The sequence below is a fragment of the Streptomyces sp. NPDC021749 genome (assembly GCF_040640655.1).
Taxonomy (GTDB): Bacteria; Actinomycetota; Actinomycetes; order Streptomycetales; family Streptomycetaceae; genus Streptomyces.
On record NZ_JBFACE010000038.1, the window covers coordinates 35,807 to 52,091 of the forward strand.

Below are 16,285 nucleotides of genomic sequence, written 5' to 3' on the forward strand. Positions count from 1 at the left end.
CGCCTTCAAAGGGACCTTGCCCAGAGCAGGCATGAGGCCAGGCAGACCGCCGCTGCAAAGCTGGTGGCGGTCTCGTCGTACCGGGTAGCGATGCCACGGAAGCCCTTGAGCAGGTTGAAGCACCGCTCGACGGTATTGCGGCGCCGGTAGATCTCCTGGTCCGTGAAGCCCGCCGCATCCTGGAGGCCATGGCGGAGGCGTTGCCGTTCCGGCCGGTCGGAGGAGCGATCACCTGGGAGGGGACGGCCTCCAGGGCCTGCTCACCGCCCAGAACGAGCGCCCGCAGCAGCAGCGGAGGGCACAGGAGATGCCGCGGACGGCGAGGTGGTACGTGACTGCGGCTCCATCGCCCGAGCCGTGAACCCGCTCAACCCGAAGTTCCGGTCGGCGGGCACTCGGGAACGAAGCGGCCGTAGCCCGGTCGACCGGGCTACAGCCCCCTTGTTGTCGGCCGCCCCGCGGCCGTACCACCGGTCGCCCTCGGCGGTCAGGGTTTGGCGTACTCGGTCACCGAGCACCCGAGGGCGGTCAGCGCGGGGACGAGGACCTCATCCAGGTATGCCTTAACGGCAACGTGACTATGTGGGCGGCTGCTTTCGGTCGGGTAGGCGGTCATTGCGCTCAGGTCGGCGAAGAAGGCGCCCGAGTCGAGTACGCCTCGGCCCGCTGGACCAGATTTTCGGGGAGCACTGGAATATTCCTGGGAATGGCGCAGGTGCGGGTGCACGCTCAACTGCCGTGCCGGCTCAGCAGCGTAAGGGAGCGTTCTCGGCCTGACAGGCCTGACCATGGCCATTCGAGCCGCCCAGCGTTCTGATCTGAGCAACGCGGGGTACACACCTCACGTCCATCTCGCCGCCAGGCCCACGGAGGTCCGATGCAGCTCATGCCGGTGAGCCTCGCCTACTTCCTCGAAGTCGCCCGGACAGGGGCCGTGACCGAGGCCGCCCACAAGCTGCACGTCGCCCCCTCCGCGATCAGCAGGCAGATCACCAAGCTCGAACCGGGATCGGCCGCCCCCTGTTCGTCCGGCATCCACGCGGGATGACCCTGACCGACGCCGGATCACGACTTCTGGCCCACGCCCGCCGCAGCGAGGCCGAGTCCTCCGCGCTCGTCACCGAACTGCGCACCGGCAGCGGCGCCGACCACCGCCACGTCACCGTTGCCTGTTCAGAGGGGTTCGCACGCCGTCTCGTGCCGCATGCGATGGCGGTCTTCCGGCGCGACCACCCGGACGTGACCTTCCGACTCGACCGCGTGCCGCACCAGGAAGCGACCCGCCGGGTGGCTGAGGGCATCGCCGACATCGCCGTCACCTACGCGATGGGTCCCCAGCACGACGTACGGGTGGAATGCGCGGCCGTGGTGCCCATGGCCGCCATCGTCCCGCCCGGCCACGACCTGGCCGACCGGCAGCGGGTCGGCCTCGCCGAACTCTGCGAGTACCCTCTCGCCCTGCCCCCGACCGGAACCACCCAGCGCGATCTCTTCGACATCGGCGTGCAGTTGGACAACCTCACCGCCCGGCCGGCGTTGGTCTGCGACGCGATGGCCTCGAAGTACGCATTCGTGAGGTCCGGCGGCGGCATCGCACTCGTCGGCGACCTGGGCGACCTGCACCCGCACCCCTTGACCGATGGCGTTGTCTACGTACGGCTCGACCACCCGGTCTTCCGCCGCCGCGAGGCACAGGTGCAAACCATGCTCCGCCGACAACTCCCCTCGGCGGCAGCACAGTTCACCGGACTGCTCGTCTCGCTGCTCACCCCGCCGCGACCACCAGAGAACCATCAGTGACTGGCCCTTGGGTTTCGGAGGGCGTAGGACCCGGCTGGGCTTTGTCCGGCGGATCGTGCGACTACTAGGCTGCGACGATGGAACGCTTACCCGACGTACCCGAGAGTCTCGCCCGGCCCGCAGCTCCGGCCCAGGTGAACGACTACGACAGCTTCGCCGAGGCGTACTCGGCGGAAAACGAGAACAACCTCGTGAACGCGTACTACGCGCGGCCCGCGATGTTGGCCCTCGCCGGAGACGTGGCCGGCCGGCGAATCCTGGACGCCGGCTGCGGCTCGGGCCCCCTGTCCGCCGCACTGCGCGACCGCGGTGCCGTCGTCACCGGCATCGACGCCAGCGCCGGGATGCTGGCATTGGCCAGGCGGCGGCTCGGTGACGAAGCGGATCTGCACCTGGTCGACCTGAGCGACCCCCTGCCGTTCGCCGACGGGGAGTTCGACGACGTGGTTTCGTCGCTGGTGCTGCACTACCTGGAGGACTGGGGGCCGACGCTGGCCGAGTTGCGGCGAGTACTCAGGCCCGGTGGCCGGCTGATCGCGTCGGTGGACCACCCTTTCGTGGCCTACACGATCCAGGATCCCCGACCCGACTACTTCGCGACCACCAGCTATTCCTTCGACTGGACGTTCAACGGGCAGTCCGTCCCGATGAGGTTCTGGCGCAGGCCGTTGCACGCGATGATCGATGCCTTCACCACCGCCGGCTTCCGTCTTTCCACCATCAGCGAGCCGCAGCCCGACCCGGTCGCGCGTGAGCTGTTCCCCGACGACTTCCACGACCTCTCGACCAAAACGTGCTTCCTGTTCTTCGTCGTCGAGGTACCCCCGTCGGCCACCGACTCGGACGACTGACCAGTCAGCCGATCACGAGCACCGTCAGGGTCGGATCGAGCCGACGACGGTGACGGCGCCGTGAACGACGTGGGCGCGTATACCGGTCGGCGGCGGAGCAAGCGGCCGGCCCGGAGCGGTACTGCTCCGGAGCATGCCGCCGGCGCGCCTTCCGGGAGCGTGCAAAGCGAGCCGGGAACCCGCAACGGGTGGCGCGATGGCGTGGACGTGGAGGGGGGTGGTGCCCCAGGCGATCTCGGGCGGCATCGCTCTCCCCCTCGTGTACGGCGGTGTTCTTGAGTTCTCGCGGCGAGGTTGAGCTCACGCGGCGAGGGGCCGCCACCGGCGCCCCGTGACGGTCGATCACGGAACCGCAGACAAGCCGCCGCCGAACTCCGCGTGGCGTGAGCGTAGGAGTACGAGGAGCCGGAGTCGGGTACCGCCGGCGCCGGCTCCGCGTGGGCAGAGCGCGGTGAGGGCGGCGACCACGGCCGAAGCGGAAGCACCATCGGCGGGGCCTGCTGCGCAGCACGCCGACTGCTCAACCAACCGTTCTTGAAACGCAAGCCCTCTCCTCCCGCTACGGTCTCCGGGTGACCGAACTCGACACCTTGCACGCCACCCGCGAGGCCTACGACGCCATCGCCCCCACCTACGCACAGCTGTTCCATGACACGCTGGGCGACCGTCCTTTGGAGCGCGCCCTCCTGAATGCCTTCGCGGAGCTGGTGCGGACGAACGGCGACGGCAGGGTCGCGGACCTCGGCTGCGGACCGGGCCACCTCACGGCTCACCTCCACGGGCTGGGCCTGAATGCCTTCGGCGTCGACGCCTCCCCCGTGATGGTCGAGCTCGCTCGCGAAGCCAACCCCGGGCTGCGGTTCGAGGTCGGCTCGATGGCCGCGCTGGACATCGCCGACGGCGCGCTTGGCGGAGTGCTCTCGCGGTGGTCCGTCATCCACACCCCTCCGCAGGACCTGCCCGCCATCCTGGCCGAGATCGCCCGGGTCCTGGCTCCCGGCGGGCACCTGTTGATCGAATTCCCGGCCACTGACGGTCCCCACCACGAGACGCAGGCCTACGACCACACGGTGGTGACGGCCTACCGCTGGTCCCCCGACCGCTTCGCCGAGCTTCTGCGCGATCACGGACTGGCAGAGTCGGCCCGCCTGGTGATCGAGCCGAAGCCCACGGACCGGCGGCAGTTCCAGGAAGTCCAACTCCTCGCGTACAGGGCGTAGACCGAGGAGCCACGCGCGAACAGCAGCCTGGCCGGTCGGCCGGACATCCTCTGCGGGCTCGTCGCACGACCTCCGCGTAGAGGGATTCCGTGAGCGAAATCGATGAGTTCCGGCACGAAGAGAACGTGCCTGCCGGGCCATTGCGGTCGGCCCCATCCTCTGCTGAGGATGGGGCCGATCATCGGGTGACGGTAGGAGTCTGCTGTGGCTGGCGCAGGAGCGGCCGAGCTACTGCTGGGCGGCATAGTCGTGTTGGCCGCTTCGGTGCAGTGGCTCACCGGCATGGGCTTTGCGCTCATCGCGGTCCCCGTGCTCGTTCTCCTGCTCGGGCCGATGCAGGGGGTGGTGCTCGCCAATTGCGCGGCCGGAGTCATCAGCCCGAATGCACAGTTCTACGGAATCGCGGTGAACGTCTTCTTCAGTCGCCGTCAATGGTGTGCCGCGGCTGAGCGGGTCGGCCTGGTCGGTGACCGTGGCCGCCATGGTGGCGGGCGCCCTCATCGGCAGGGTGCTCGCCCCGCGGGTCCGGGAGCGGGGGGTGCGTCGGCTCATCTTCGCCCTGGCCCTGGCCGGTGGTTTCTCCGTGCTGGTGAAGGGGCTGTGGGAGATGGCATGACGGGCATGGGTCCTGGAGGTGGTACGGCACCGGGCCGCCGGCCGCTGCACACATCCGATACGGCGATCGGCACCACCTCCGGAGGGCCGTCCCAGCCCGCAAGCGATGCCTTGCCGCCAGTGCGCGGTGGGTACGAAGCAGCGGAGCTGTCGGGTGGGCGTAGCCGAAGTGGCGAGGGAGTAGCTGCCCGTCGGCGGCACCGATAGCGTGACCGTGTGAGGCGATACCGCTGCCGGACGCTTCGGTCGATGCCGTGCTGGCCGGCAATGCCATGCATTGGTTCGACATGGCGGTCGCGGGGCCCGAGACCGCCCGGGTCCTCGCGCCCGGCGGCGCCCTGGGCGGCCTGTGGAACCTCATGGACGACCAGGTCGAGTGGGTTGCCGGGCTCGCGCGGGTCAGCGGGAGCGCGGCCATCGGCCCGCGCGACACGCCCGCCAGCTGGCGCGCCGCGACGGCAGACATGCACCTTCCCACGACTGGCGTGGCCCGGTTCGGTTCGCCGGAGCAGGCCGAGTTCCCGCACGGGCAGCGCCGCACCGCCGACTCCCTCGTCGCGACACTCGCGACCCGCGCGGGGATGCTGGTCATGCCGGAACGGAAGCAAGAGGCCACGCTGGGCCGGATACGCGCCTTCCTCGCGGGCAGAGCGGAGACCGCCCGCGGCGAGTTCACCCTCCCGATGCTGACCGGCGTGCTGCGCGTCCGGCGGCTGTGAGGCATCACGTCGACACCGACGCCCGGGTCCGACGTACGGCCGCGAGCACGCGCGCGCAGACCGGCCGCGGCGGGCGTGTCGAGGGGAGGAGACGGTCGGGTCAGGTGACGGCGCCGGCGGTTGACGCGGCAAACAGACCTCCCTGGACCCGCATCGGCGGCGTCGGCCGTGGTTACTCCGGCGGTTCTGCCAGGGCCTTGATGGCCGGGCGGAGCAAGGCGGCGATGTGCTCCGCAGAGGCGTCACGAAGAGGAGCCAGGCCGAGGAGCTGGTGGCCGATGGTGACGCCCAGCAAGGTGGTGACGACCAGAGCGGCCCGCAGTTCCGGGTCCTCGGTTGCGGGCAAGGCAGTACCGATGCCGTTGATCTGCCGGCCGAGGGCCGAGCGGACGTGCTCGGCCGCTGCCGGGTCGGTGAGCATGGAGCGCATCATCGCCAACGTGCCCTCGGGAAGGCCGCCGAGCTTGAGGCCGAGGGTGGCCAACAGCTGATCGACGAGCGCGTCGGCATCAGGGGTCGTCGGCGGCGCGGGAAACGCCTGTACGGCTTGCTGGAACAGCTCGCGCTTCGAGCCGAAGTACCGCATGACCAGAGCCGGGTCGACGCTCGCCGCGATGGCCACTGCGCGAATGGTGGTGAGATCGCGGTCTACGAGACCGCTCATCCGGAAGCGATCGTCGCCGAGCATGTCGTAGTGGGAAGCCTGCCGGCCAGACACACCACCTTCGCCGTCCCCGGCCTCCTGATACTCCACGTCCGCAGCGGACTGATCACGCGGGCCCGGGACTACATGGACGGCTCGGGGGTCGCCAGCGCCAGAGGGTGAACGCCGGACCAGCCACACGTCGTGGCGAGCCAACGCCTGGGCCGGGCCGGGCCGGGCCGGGCCGCGGAGTCAAGTGCGCCCTTCAGGGCGCCCCGTGGCGTCTGTACGTCTCTGCCTCACTATGGTCACCGGGACGGTGGGGTTCGCGAGGCGCTCGCACCGCTCAGGCAGCGGCCTCTTGGTGATCGCACCGGAGTGCGTGGGGCCACGGCGTGAAGGTTCCGCTGCCGTGCTCCACCAACAGCCGTCTGCCGTGGGCAAGTACCCCGCGTGGCCGTAGCCCGGTCAGGCTCGCCGTCGTGTACGCGGCGCTCAGACTGCCCAGGTCGTGGACGGTGCCGATCCTGAACAGTGACTGGGTCTCGGCGATGGCCTCGTGGTCACCTGCGCGGATGACCACGCGCAGATCAGGGGCGACTGCCCGTGCGGCGACGGCGACCGCGATGTTGTCCAGGTCGTCGGAGGCGACGGCGGCCATGGCCTGAGCGGCGTGGAGGCTGAGCTTGCGCAGTACGAACCTGTCGGTGGCGTCGGCGATGAGGACGGGAACACCGAGGGCCTTGGCCAGCCGGAGGTTGGGGGCGGCCGGGTCCCGTTCGACCGCGATCACGCCGATGCCGAGGTCCTGCAACCGGGTGCACAGCCGCAGCCCCACCTGCCCGAGCCCGACGACCACCACGTGGCCCGCGCGGGGAAGGGCCCGGGGCCCCACCATGCCGATCGAGCGGGGCGCCAGGAGCCGGTCCACCATGCCGGCGGTGAAGACGGCCGTGAAGACGATGGTGATGAGCATCGCGAATGCGGCGAACATCAGATAGGCGCTCGATCCGTGCGCGGACGCGGGGCCGACGGCAGAGACGGTGCGTACCGCCTCGAAGAAGGCCTCCACCGGTGGCCGGTGGTTGAGGGTCACGGCCCAGGACCAGTCCGCGAGCAGCACGGCGAGAAGTCCGGCGAGACCGGTCAGCATGATGCGGGAGCTGCCGTCGTGGGGACGGAGCTGGCCTCTGATCTTCCCCAGCCAGGCCCGCCACCTCAGGGAACGCGGTGGCCGGTACGTCTCCAGACGCACGCCGTCGTCTTCCCAACGGGCCCCGATGTGGCCCGAGGACGTGCGGTTGAGGGCCAGCAGGTCGGGTTGGAGGCAGGCGGCCAGCAGGGCTGGGGCAGCGACCTCGGCCGGCGAGGTGACGTGGCAGTTGGGAACCACGCGCACGAGTTGCTCGGCGACCGTCCGGTCGAAGACGGTCACCACCAGCATGACGCCTGGACAGATGTGCTCGACCGCGAGCGCGTAGCGCAGGGACTCGACGTCGTCGTCGAAGAGGATCGCGACCCCCGCGACCTCGATTCCCGTCAACTCCTGGTCCAGCGCCCGGCGCAGATCCGCGTCCGTGGGCTGTGCCAGGTGGCGCACCGTGTGTCCCGCCGACTGCAGGAAGCCGCAGACTCTGCGCGCTTCATCGCTGCCGATGACGACGAAGTACCGCTCCGGCGCCTGGTTTTCGGGTCGCGGTCGCGGACCGTCTGAGGGATGCGGCAATGCGTCGGGCTCGGCGGTGGCGACGCCGTCGAGGGATTGCTCAGAGATCGAAGGCACAGTCATCAGATCGATAGGGGTCGCAGTCGAGGCAGCGGGAGGACTGGCAGCCTGGGCAGTTGGTGAGCAACCGGCCGCAGTGGCACCTGAGATCGTTCGGGTCGGCGGACCGGCCGCGCACGGCCGGGCCGGAGTGGGTGATGCCGGTGGGCGGCGGAACGGGTTGCCTGCCGTCAGCGTGCACGGTTCTACTCCCCTCGGATGGTGGCGCGGCACTCCAGTCAGGACCGGCCCTTCCCAGCCGGGGCCGGCCAGGCGCTGCCGGTACCGGCCGGAACCGGCCCCCTTGAACCGGTCGGGGGCCGGTCGGAGGACCGGCCGACGAGGAGTGCCGGGGGCCACCCAGCGCTGAATCTCGCGTATGCCGAAGGTAGGAGCGGCTCGTCCTCCGCACCATGGACAGACGCCACGCTCTCGGCGCCCGCGCTTCAGACATGTGCTCAAACGCAGCAGTAGCGGCCGGCTGCCAGGGGCCACATGCGTCACCGGGCGGCGGGTGCGGATGCGGATGCGACAAGCGGGCCGCGGCCTCGGACACGACAGCCCCAGCGCTGCAAGGTTTTCTCCCCGGCGCCCCTGCTCGTGCCCTTCAGGTGAGGCCTTCGCGCTCGCGGGGTGGCACTCGTCGCTGCCGAACAGGTACGTCTCGATGAACACGTGCCGACGCGTACGGCCGACTACACTCAGGCACTGCGCCGTGCCGTCCCTACGTGGCGCGCACAGCACAGCCGACACACACCGTCTGACCAGCTCGCCGACCACCTGGACGACCACCTCGACGACCAGGGGGACCTGACGATCTCCTGAACATCTGCCCTGTTCCTGGAACCGCCGCCGAAGATTTGTGCCGTTGAGGGCGGCCCCACACGACCGGTGAGTGACCGATGAATGACCGGTGAGTCCCCCTCGCCGCATCCTCTCCTTGCGCGGAACGTCCCCTTCCGCGCCTGCGGGCGGGTCGGCCGAGATGAGATGACAAGGAGCGTGCACACCGTGGACCAGGAGTACGTGAGCGCCACCCTGACCGTCGCCGTGCCCGCCGCGAAGGTGTTCGCGGTGCTGGCGGACCCGACGGCCCATTCTGCGATCGATGGCACCGGCTGGGTTCAGGAAGCCGTCGACCGAGCGCCGCTGACCGAAGAGGGACAGATTTTCCGGATGGCCATGTACCACCCCAACCATCCACACGGTGACTACCAGGTGGCCAACAAGGTCCAGGTACTCGACCCGCCGCGCACCATCGGCTGGCTGACGGGGCAGGAGAAGGACGACGGCACCCTGGAGTTCGGCGGCTGGACCTGGCGCTACGACCTCGCGCCGCTCGGCCCCTGCGAGACCGAGGTCACGCTCACCTACGACTGGTCCGCGGTGCCGCAGTCCATCCGGGAGTACCTCCAGTTCCCACCGTTCGCCCCTGAGCACCTCACCAACTCGCTGCACCACCTGGCCGTGCTTGTTTCCGGCAGGTGATGTCATCACACCGAAGTTGAGATAGCCGGTGCGCCGGAATGCGTACGTCTCCGTCCACCGGCACTACCTTTGTGACTGGCATCAGCGCTGTGTCCCGCGCAGCCCGAATCGCCGGCTCACCCAGTCACCGACTCACCCACTCCCCCACTCACCGGGGGACGCGAGGTCAGCTGTCCCAGCGAGGAAGCCGCGGGCGCCGCGGAGCCTGGTGCGCAGTTTCCGCTGCACGAGCAGGATCCCGGTCTCCGCTGCGGCCTTCGCCGCTCCGTACGGGGTGAGGGGGTCGGGGAGGCAGGACTCGTCGTAGTGGACACGCGATCCGGAGAAGACCGCGTCGCTGGAGACGTGCACGAGGTGGCTGCCGACTCTCGCCGCCGCGATCGCCAGGCGGACGGGGCCCTGGGCCGTGACCGCCCAGTCCTCCTTTCCGCTGGAAGCGTTGACGACAACATGTGGGCCGACCTCGGTCACGACCGCGTCCACGCGCCCAGGTTCCCGTAAATCCAGGTGATGCCACGCGACGTGAGCGGCATTGCCAGGTCTTGTCGTGCACGTCGCCACTGTCGGTTGCCCGGCCGCTGCTGCCTGGCGGATCAGTTCAGCGCCCAGGAAGCCGCTACCGCCGATGATCAGAATCGTCACGATGTGACACCGTAGACCCGTCCTTGATGTCCAAGGCCTGTGAAGCTGGCCGGTGTCCAGGGGCCTGTCGACGCTCCGAAAATACCTTGCTGCGGCTGGCGTCAGGTTGGTACCGTCCTGCGGCGCAGGAAGCGTACGTGATCTTGGACAGGGAGGTTGATGAATATGGCCGCCGACGGCCCCCTTCAGCATGCCCTCGTCCGGTCCGCGCGTTAGCAGAGCGCGGTCCGGGTCGTTCCAACGACCAGGAGAATCACGTGAATTCCGCCATCTCATCAGCCCCCGCAGAGCTGACCACCGACCGCCTTCGTCTCCGGCCCTGGACCATGGCCGAGGCCACCGCGGTCGTCGACGACACCAGGTCGCCCCACTGGGCCGATGACTTTCCCGCCGACGGCGACCGCGTCATCGCAGGCTTCTTCGACCGGCACCCGGCCTGGCTCGGCGCATACGGCCACCGTCTGATCATCGAGCGCGACAGCGGCCTGGTGGTCGGCTCCATCGGGCTGTTCTGGCCGCCCAACGAGGGCATCCTCGAAATCGGATACGGCATCGTGGCCTCCCGCCGCGGCCGCGGCTACGCCCCCGAGGCCACTCGGGCGCTCGCCGCCTTCGCACTCACCGCGCCCGATGTCCATACCGTCGTCGCCAACGTGGAGTTGTCCAACCCGGCCTCCGTCCGCGTACTGGAAAAGGCCGGCTTCCACCGATGGTCCACTGAAGAGAACGTGGCCCACTTCAGGATCACGAAACCGGAGCAGCACTAACGATCACCAGTGGGTCGGCGGCCTGCCCGTCGCCGGCCCACTGCCTCGGGACCAGGCTGCGAACGTGCCGAGCAGAGCCGAGCGGACCAGGGCGCTGCTGGAGTTCACGAACTACCTGATGCCTTGTGCGCGGGCGTTGGCCAGGAGCGCCCGCAGCCCGTTGGTGTCATACCCCGTGAGCTTGCCCATGGTGGCGGTGGTCTTGTAACCGCCGTTGGGACTGCACATGATCGGGGTGTTGCCGTAGCTGGTGGCCACGCACTCGTAGTCGGCGAGCTTGCCGTCACGGTTGAGGTCGGCGTTCGGATGGTCGAGCCCGAGGACGTGCAACGGTTCGTGCACCACGGTGTTGCGCAGCTTGTAAGTGGCGATCGGATACCCGGTCCAGTACTCGGAGTCGTAGGCGACGATGCCGCCGATGCCTAAGCCCTTGGGCGGGTTGGGGCAGGGCATGCCCTGGCTGAATCCGGCGCGCCCCAAGGGCCGGTACAGCTCGGTGATCTGTACGTGATAGGCGGGGCCGCACTTGGCCGGGTTGACGGGTTCGACGCCGCCGAGCTTGAGGTGCAGGCCGGCTGCGTTGACCTGGGCAACGGCCGGCCCGAGGAGTGGCGTGTATCGCTTCCGCAGGGTCTCGGTGGCGAAGGTGATCGTGTAGGTCTTGCTGGGCGAGGCCGAAGTGACGCCGAGTTGCGTGGTGAGCTTCCAGCCGACGCCGGCCGTGGTGAGAGCGGCGGCGTGGGTCGGTCCCCCAACGAGGGAGAAGGTGGCGGCGAGGGCAGCCACCACAGCGCAAGAACGCGTCCGTCTGAGCATGTGCGTGGGCATCATTCCTCCATATGCAGTTGTGGGGGGATACATCCGGTGAACACCTGATGCGAAGTCTCCACGAAAGAGACACATGTGCGAGGCGTTTCGTTACAAAATTAGCCGAGGCTTTTTACGAGTTGCCGCGGGAACAGCGCCGCAGAGCACCTGGCCGAACCCCGCTGCGGCGAGGCCGTCCCGCGCCTCGCTCCCTGCGGGCCGGTGCCTCGCACGTTCACGCTCCGTCCCGCCCGTCGACGCCTGTCGCGTCCCTGCGCGGCGTTCCAGCCAGGGTTCATCTCTGCAGTTCAGAGGCAGTACGAGCATTCCAGCGTCCCATGTTTGGCGGTGATCGTGGCGGTAGGGACGGAGGGCGTCGCAAGCTCGGAACGGCAAGCGCCGACGACTTCCTGCCGAACGGAGACACCATGCAGAGCCGCTTCCGGCCGTGCCGGTGGTGCCGTGCCGATGTCACCGACGTGGTGGCCCTGGCGGTGTTCGCCGTGTCAGCAGCGACCGTCTTCTTCCTGGTCGTCAGCTGACTTTGACGGCACGTATGCCGAGACGCACGCCCGTCACGTAGACGACCGGAACCGATCGAACGAGAAAGCACCCACTCACCATGCGCATCGCCCGTTACAGAACCCGCCTCGTTGCCTCCGCTGCCGTCCTGGCGGCCGCCCTTTCTCGGACCGCTTGCGGGAACGACAGCAAGGACACCGGCAGCAAGGACACCGGCAGCATGACTCCGGTCGCGTCTTCCCAGACCACGGCCTCCGGCGAGGGTGCCCTGCCCTCGCCGGATGCGAAGGGCAAAGCCGGGGACGGTGGTTCGTCGAAGAACGCGTCGAGGGCCTCCGGCAGCGGAAACGGCCACCCGAGCGGACCCGGTCAGGCCGCCGGCAAGGGAACCGGCAAGCGAACCGGCAAGGGATCCGGCAGCCACGCGGCCATTGCGGCCTGCACCGGCGCGCAGGTCAAGGTCACCGTGACCAAGGTCAATCGCCCCCTCAACCACCTGCTGCTCACCGCCACCAACACCGGCTCCATGCCCTGCTACGCCTACGCCGCGCCGTATCTGCGCTGGGACGGCGCACAGGCCGCCACGGCCTTCTTGGACAAGTCCAGGCCGCAGGCCGTGGTCACGCTTGAGCCGGGCAAGTCGGCGTACGCAGGGATCATGTACCAGTCCGCAGACGGGTCAGGCAACAGCGCGTACACGGCCCGCACGCTCGGCGTGCTGTTCGCCAACCGGGCGGAAAACGGCTCCACCGGCCCGGCCGTGCGGCTGGCGCTGCCCAAGGGCGGTATCACCACCGACAGTTCGGCATAAGTCACCTACTGGCAGCCCACCGCTGAGCTCGCCCTGTCGTGGTGAGAGAGCGTCGCTGACTTCGAGCGGGTCCCGGGGCCGGCGTAGGTGCGTCGGCCCCGGGATCAGCCGTTCTCCTTCGGGGCCGGGATCCACTCGTTTCCGCCCAGCGGGTAGTCGTACTGAGGTCGGCCTGCCAGCCCACTGGTGTGGAACGCCTCCCCGTTGTCGTCGATCCGGAGCGTTCCACGCCGGTTCCCGCTGGACCACTCCAGTTCCATGTACCACCGCACATCGCGGGCTCCGGCCCGCGCAACGACCTTGAGGACTTCAGGGTCCCGCTTGCTGACCTTGTAGGGGAAGTCCCGCTGTCCGTTCTGCGGCACGATCCGTGGCTGCGGCGCGTCCAGAGAAACATCGAACGACTTGGGCCCGATGCCACCGCCACAGCCCACGCCCATGCTGTAGGCGGTCCAGGCCGGTGGCGCCGAACTGCCCACCACGCGCACCCTCAGGGCGTGCAGGATCACCGTGTTGTCGCCGGTGCCCTGCACCGAGACCTGCACCATCTGGCTGTCCGCGGAGATCGCACCCAGCGCCGAGATCCAGGCCCGGGCCCGCTGTTCGACGGGCGGCGGGGGCATGTCGCCCGGGTCCCGGTCGACCAGGTAACGCTGGCTGCACGGGTCCTCCCAGGTGTAGGGGCGGACGTCCACACTCACCGGGAGTCCGGCCAGATCAGGCGCGGCTGGGCCGTTCGCCCGGTCGTCGGATCCGTCGGGCGCCTTGCCGTCGTGCTTACGGGGAGAGGACGGGGAGGGGCTCGCGTCGCCCGCTCGGGGCGGTTTCGCAGATGCCGCCCGGCCGCCCTCGGTCGTCGTCGCCTTGCTACTGCTCTTCGCCCTCGTGGGCGCCTCGGCTGCGGTCGCACGGCCGTCGCCGGCATCGGAGGCGAGTCCAGCGATCAGCGCGGCGGACCAGTTCGTCCGGCGTCGCCCGGCACAGCCGTGCCAGCCGCTCCAGCGGTGCGTACTCCGTCGGAACCGCGTCGCCGTTGCAGTAGCGGTGCAGCATCGACGTGCTCATGTGCAGCCGCTTCGCGAGCACCCCGTAACTGTGTCCGGAACGGTCCTTCCACTCTTTCAGCAGCGCCGCGACCGCTGCCGCTTCCTCAGCCGCCCCCACCGTTACCCCCTCCCCGCCCGCGCGCACCGCACACGTGCAGTCCCCCGACATCGACCGCTCCGACCGCTGCGACCGCTCCGACCGCTGCGACCGCCCCGACGACGCCAACTCCCGCGCCACGTTCCTGATTCCCCGGGTGGCCGATCCGCTGGTGACCGTGCGCATCCTCTGATCTGCGTCGCCCACTACGTACGGATCATGTTCGCACCGATCCGCTGGGCCGCCGACCGGACCTCGGGGAGACGAAAGACATCTCGCCAGGCCGTCAGGGCTTCGATGGCGGTCTCAGCTCGTCGAGTTGGGCAGTGCGACGTGCACATCGTCACAACCCTCTGGCCGTAGGGGTGCGTTACCCGGTACGGACCGGCGTCGTAGACCTCGCGGCGCACAGGAGGGTCAGGCCCGGCCCGCCCGGGCGGGGTCGGTGCCGCCACCCCCATGGAAGGTGGCCGGGTGGACCCTCCCCTCACCCCACCCCGCCTCGGGAGCGTGCTGACGCCGGTGATGAGCGTGCCACCGTCGCTGGTGAAGCCGGGTCCGCACAAGGGAAAGGGGACGAGGGGCCGTCGGCCGTGCGTTACCTGCACGCATACGCGGTCTCACTCGCTGGCGGCGTTCAGCATGTCCCGCACTCGCGTGACCGCCCACGGGGCGTCCTCCACCGGCCAGCTCGCGCTCAGCCCCTCAAGCATGGCGCGATGATCCTCGATGACCTCTTCCCCCCTCAGCCCCCATGCCGCAGCGGCTTGAAGCTCCGCCTCGGGGCAGCGCGTCGCCCGCACCAGCGCGTGCACGGAGCTGGTCCCCGGAGACTCATCGAGCAGTTCCAGGGCCCGGAGGCGGTCGTGCAACGGCACGTTCTCGTCGCAGGCGACGTTTCCCAGCGCCTCGACGAGCCGTAGGTCGGCCTCCTCCGCGTCGTTGAACACCGCTTCCACCGCATCCAGAGCCCGCTGGCGGACGTGATCGCTCGCGGCGGCCGCCACGACGTCGGCCAGCAGGGACGGCTCTTCCGCGGTCACGACGTCCAGCGCCGACAGGGCCGCGAGGTGTGTGGCCTCGGGCCCGTACCTCTCGCTGAGCTCGGCCGGTGAGGGAGACTGCCGCAGCACCTCCCGGATGCGGTCCAGGACGAGCGGCCTCTCCGGTTCACGTGCTTTCGCGCCGCCCCGCTTCACGGCGCCGCCGGGACTCCACCAGTGGTCGAGGGCGATGCCCACGGCCGCCTGGTCGTCGCTTTCGAGCAGCGTGCGAAGCGCCTGGTGGTACGACTCGTCCACCGTGGGAGCCCTCAGCCTTTTGTGAGCGCGATACAGGTCCGGGTCCGCCAGCCGGTGTCCGGTCCAGTGGACGCTGTGCGGCTTGCCGAAGATCAGCTCGATGGGGTCCTGGCCCCAGGGGCGCCGGGGTGGCTGGTCGCCCCAGCTCTCGGCGGCCTCCTCCAGGAGGGCGCGGTGCCGGTCCAGGCCCCCCGTCTTGACCAGGAAAGGCCGCGTGGGCCTGCACCTCCGGCTCACCCTCGCGGAGCGCCCGGAGGAGAACGTCGTCCGCGTCCGCGCCGAGGCTGTCGGCCAGGACGCGGATCGCCGTCTCCTTCGTGAGGGAGAAGCCGACGGACCGGTCGAAGACCAGGTCGCCCAGCGCGGCGACGAGCCTCTCGTCCTTCGCCCCGGCCGCCTCGAACACGCCGGACGCCATCCAGATGGCCTCCGTGCGCACCTCGTCCGAGTCCGTGCGCCTGAGAACGTCCAGCAGGAGGTCGGCGTCGCCGGGCTCGGCGTGCCGCGCTCCGATCATGTTCAGCGCGCTCACCTCGGCCGGAGATATCGGCCGTCGGAGCACCTCACGAGCCCTCGCCAACACCTCGGGCAGGTAGTCCTCGGCACGATGCTCGTCCTCCAGGACGCGACGCAGGCCCTCCGAGGACTCGTAATGGTCGAGTGCGATGCCCACGGCGACCGGGGCATGACTGCGGAGCAGGGTGGCGAATGCGTGCAGGCATCCCGCGTCGCTGACCGGGAACCTCAGCTCGTCATGGGCCTTGCGGAGTACCGGATCGTCCAGCTCGGTGTCTTTCCAGTACGTGCTGAAGCCCTCGCACACTTCGCGGCGAATGCGCCCGGCCTCCCAACCCGCTTCTTCCGGCCAGGACTCCACGAGCCGTCTGACACGGTCACGGTGAACGCGGAGCCGCAGGGGTGTCGCCAGGCGACCCGCCGCGTAGACCTGGAGTTCCGGCTCGGACGACTCGCTGAGACGGACGAGGAGGTCCTCGACCGCCGGGAACCGCCCGGACCGTGTCTCCGCTTTGCCGTCAGGCACCTGCCTAACGTCCTTTGAAGAAAGGGCTGTTGAGCGACCGGCCGACCAGCCGATGGGAAGACCGGCCGGCCCGCGGCCGGTGGCCGGCTGTTCGCCCGTGCTGGACGCCTGCATCGCGACCCGCAAGCACTGACGACGCGTCACGGGTG

General features: G+C 69.5%; 17 protein-coding genes and 3 pseudogenes. 12 read left to right on the forward strand and 8 right to left on the reverse strand.

Translation table 11 applies throughout. From position 1 onward, the window contains the following. Positions 1-5: 5 nt before the first annotated feature. A pseudogene (locus AB0G35_RS29450) lies at positions 6-152 on the reverse strand (IS5/IS1182 family transposase); the annotation flags it as partial. Between the two features lie 725 nt (positions 153-877). On the opposite strand from AB0G35_RS29450, the gene AB0G35_RS29455 reads away from it, so the two are divergent. From AB0G35_RS29455 to AB0G35_RS29480, 6 genes and pseudogenes are all read left to right on the forward strand, one after another. Further along, positions 878-1,048: a LysR family transcriptional regulator gene (locus AB0G35_RS29455; protein WP_360955803.1), complete on the forward strand. Its 171-nt coding sequence runs from the start codon at positions 878-880 to the stop codon at positions 1,046-1,048. Further along, the gene (locus tag AB0G35_RS29460) at positions 1,045-1,800 is read left to right on the forward strand and encodes a LysR substrate-binding domain-containing protein (protein ID WP_360955805.1); all 756 of its coding nucleotides are present in this window, start codon (positions 1,045-1,047) and stop codon (positions 1,798-1,800) included. The genes AB0G35_RS29455 and AB0G35_RS29460 overlap by 4 nt, the downstream gene beginning before the upstream one ends. A gap of 77 nt (positions 1,801-1,877) precedes the next feature. After that, positions 1,878-2,651: a class I SAM-dependent methyltransferase gene (locus AB0G35_RS29465; RefSeq protein ID WP_360955807.1), complete on the forward strand. Its 774-nt coding sequence runs from the start codon at positions 1,878-1,880 to the stop codon at positions 2,649-2,651. A 572-nt stretch (positions 2,652-3,223) separates the two neighbouring features. Then, complete coding sequence (locus AB0G35_RS29470; RefSeq protein ID WP_360955809.1) at positions 3,224-3,871, forward strand: class I SAM-dependent methyltransferase; 648 nt, start codon at positions 3,224-3,226, stop codon at positions 3,869-3,871. Positions 3,872-4,153: 282 nt separating this feature from the next. After that, positions 4,154-4,487: pseudogene (locus AB0G35_RS29475) on the forward strand (hypothetical protein). A 223-nt stretch (positions 4,488-4,710) separates the two neighbouring features. After that, on the forward strand, positions 4,711-5,205 hold the full coding sequence (locus AB0G35_RS29480; RefSeq protein WP_360955883.1) for a methyltransferase domain-containing protein: 495 nt from the start codon (positions 4,711-4,713) through the stop codon (positions 5,203-5,205). Positions 5,206-5,377: 172 nt separating this feature from the next. Here AB0G35_RS29480 and AB0G35_RS29485 read toward each other — a convergent pair whose 3' ends face one another. Together AB0G35_RS29485 and AB0G35_RS29490 are read right to left on the reverse strand one after the other, a co-directional pair. Then, positions 5,378-5,959 (reverse strand): TetR family transcriptional regulator, encoded by a 582-nt coding sequence (locus AB0G35_RS29485; RefSeq protein WP_360955811.1) that lies wholly within the window; start codon positions 5,957-5,959, stop codon positions 5,378-5,380. A 235-nt stretch (positions 5,960-6,194) separates the two neighbouring features. Further along, positions 6,195-7,637: an NAD-binding protein gene (locus tag AB0G35_RS29490; protein ID WP_360955813.1), complete on the reverse strand. Its 1,443-nt coding sequence runs from the start codon at positions 7,635-7,637 to the stop codon at positions 6,195-6,197. A gap of 651 nt (positions 7,638-8,288) precedes the next feature. Between AB0G35_RS29490 and AB0G35_RS29495 the strand changes: the two genes are divergently transcribed. After that, a complete protein-coding gene (locus AB0G35_RS29495; protein ID WP_360955815.1) occupies positions 8,289-8,438 on the forward strand; it encodes a hypothetical protein in 150 nt (49 codons plus the stop codon). Between the two features lie 186 nt (positions 8,439-8,624). After that, the gene (locus tag AB0G35_RS29500; protein WP_360955817.1) at positions 8,625-9,101 is read left to right on the forward strand and encodes an SRPBCC domain-containing protein; all 477 of its coding nucleotides are present in this window, start codon (positions 8,625-8,627) and stop codon (positions 9,099-9,101) included. Positions 9,102-9,326: 225 nt separating this feature from the next. Here the strand turns inward: AB0G35_RS29500 and AB0G35_RS29505 are convergent. Then, positions 9,327-9,743 (reverse strand): annotated as a pseudogene (locus tag AB0G35_RS29505) (sugar nucleotide-binding protein); the annotation flags it as partial. Between the two features lie 257 nt (positions 9,744-10,000). On the opposite strand from AB0G35_RS29505, the gene AB0G35_RS29510 reads away from it, so the two are divergent. Next, on the forward strand, positions 10,001-10,510 hold the full coding sequence (locus AB0G35_RS29510; RefSeq protein WP_360955819.1) for a GNAT family N-acetyltransferase: 510 nt from the start codon (positions 10,001-10,003) through the stop codon (positions 10,508-10,510). 111 nt (positions 10,511-10,621) lie between these two features. Here AB0G35_RS29510 and AB0G35_RS29515 read toward each other — a convergent pair whose 3' ends face one another. Next, positions 10,622-11,326, reverse strand: a complete 705-nt coding sequence (locus tag AB0G35_RS29515; protein WP_360955821.1) for a hypothetical protein — start codon at positions 11,324-11,326, stop codon at positions 10,622-10,624. A gap of 613 nt (positions 11,327-11,939) precedes the next feature. On the opposite strand from AB0G35_RS29515, the gene AB0G35_RS29520 reads away from it, so the two are divergent. Next, positions 11,940-12,650, forward strand: a complete 711-nt coding sequence (locus tag AB0G35_RS29520; RefSeq protein ID WP_360955823.1) for a DUF4232 domain-containing protein — start codon at positions 11,940-11,942, stop codon at positions 12,648-12,650. A gap of 104 nt (positions 12,651-12,754) precedes the next feature. Here the strand turns inward: AB0G35_RS29520 and AB0G35_RS29525 are convergent, their stop codons facing one another. Continuing rightward, positions 12,755-13,351 carry a hypothetical protein gene (locus tag AB0G35_RS29525; RefSeq protein WP_360955825.1) on the reverse strand — a complete coding sequence of 199 codons (597 nt, stop codon included), beginning with the start codon at positions 13,349-13,351 and terminating at the stop codon, positions 12,755-12,757. Positions 13,352-13,517: 166 nt separating this feature from the next. Further along, a complete protein-coding gene (locus AB0G35_RS29530) occupies positions 13,518-13,814 on the reverse strand; it encodes a helix-turn-helix transcriptional regulator (RefSeq protein ID WP_360955827.1) in 297 nt (98 codons plus the stop codon). Between the two features lie 34 nt (positions 13,815-13,848). On the opposite strand from AB0G35_RS29530, the gene AB0G35_RS29535 reads away from it, so the two are divergent. Beyond that, positions 13,849-13,986, forward strand: coding sequence for a hypothetical protein (locus AB0G35_RS29535; RefSeq protein WP_360955829.1), 138 nt, complete (start codon positions 13,849-13,851; stop codon positions 13,984-13,986). A gap of 427 nt (positions 13,987-14,413) precedes the next feature. Here the strand turns inward: AB0G35_RS29535 and AB0G35_RS29540 are convergent, their stop codons facing one another. Beyond that, complete coding sequence (locus AB0G35_RS29540) at positions 14,414-15,331, reverse strand: hypothetical protein (RefSeq protein WP_360955831.1); 918 nt, start codon at positions 15,329-15,331, stop codon at positions 14,414-14,416. Between AB0G35_RS29540 and AB0G35_RS29545 the strand changes: the two genes are divergently transcribed. Continuing rightward, complete coding sequence (locus tag AB0G35_RS29545) at positions 15,309-16,154, forward strand: hypothetical protein (protein ID WP_360955833.1); 846 nt, start codon at positions 15,309-15,311, stop codon at positions 16,152-16,154. The two genes, AB0G35_RS29540 and AB0G35_RS29545, sit on opposite strands and share 23 nt — an antisense overlap. Positions 16,155-16,285: the final 131 nt, after the last annotated feature.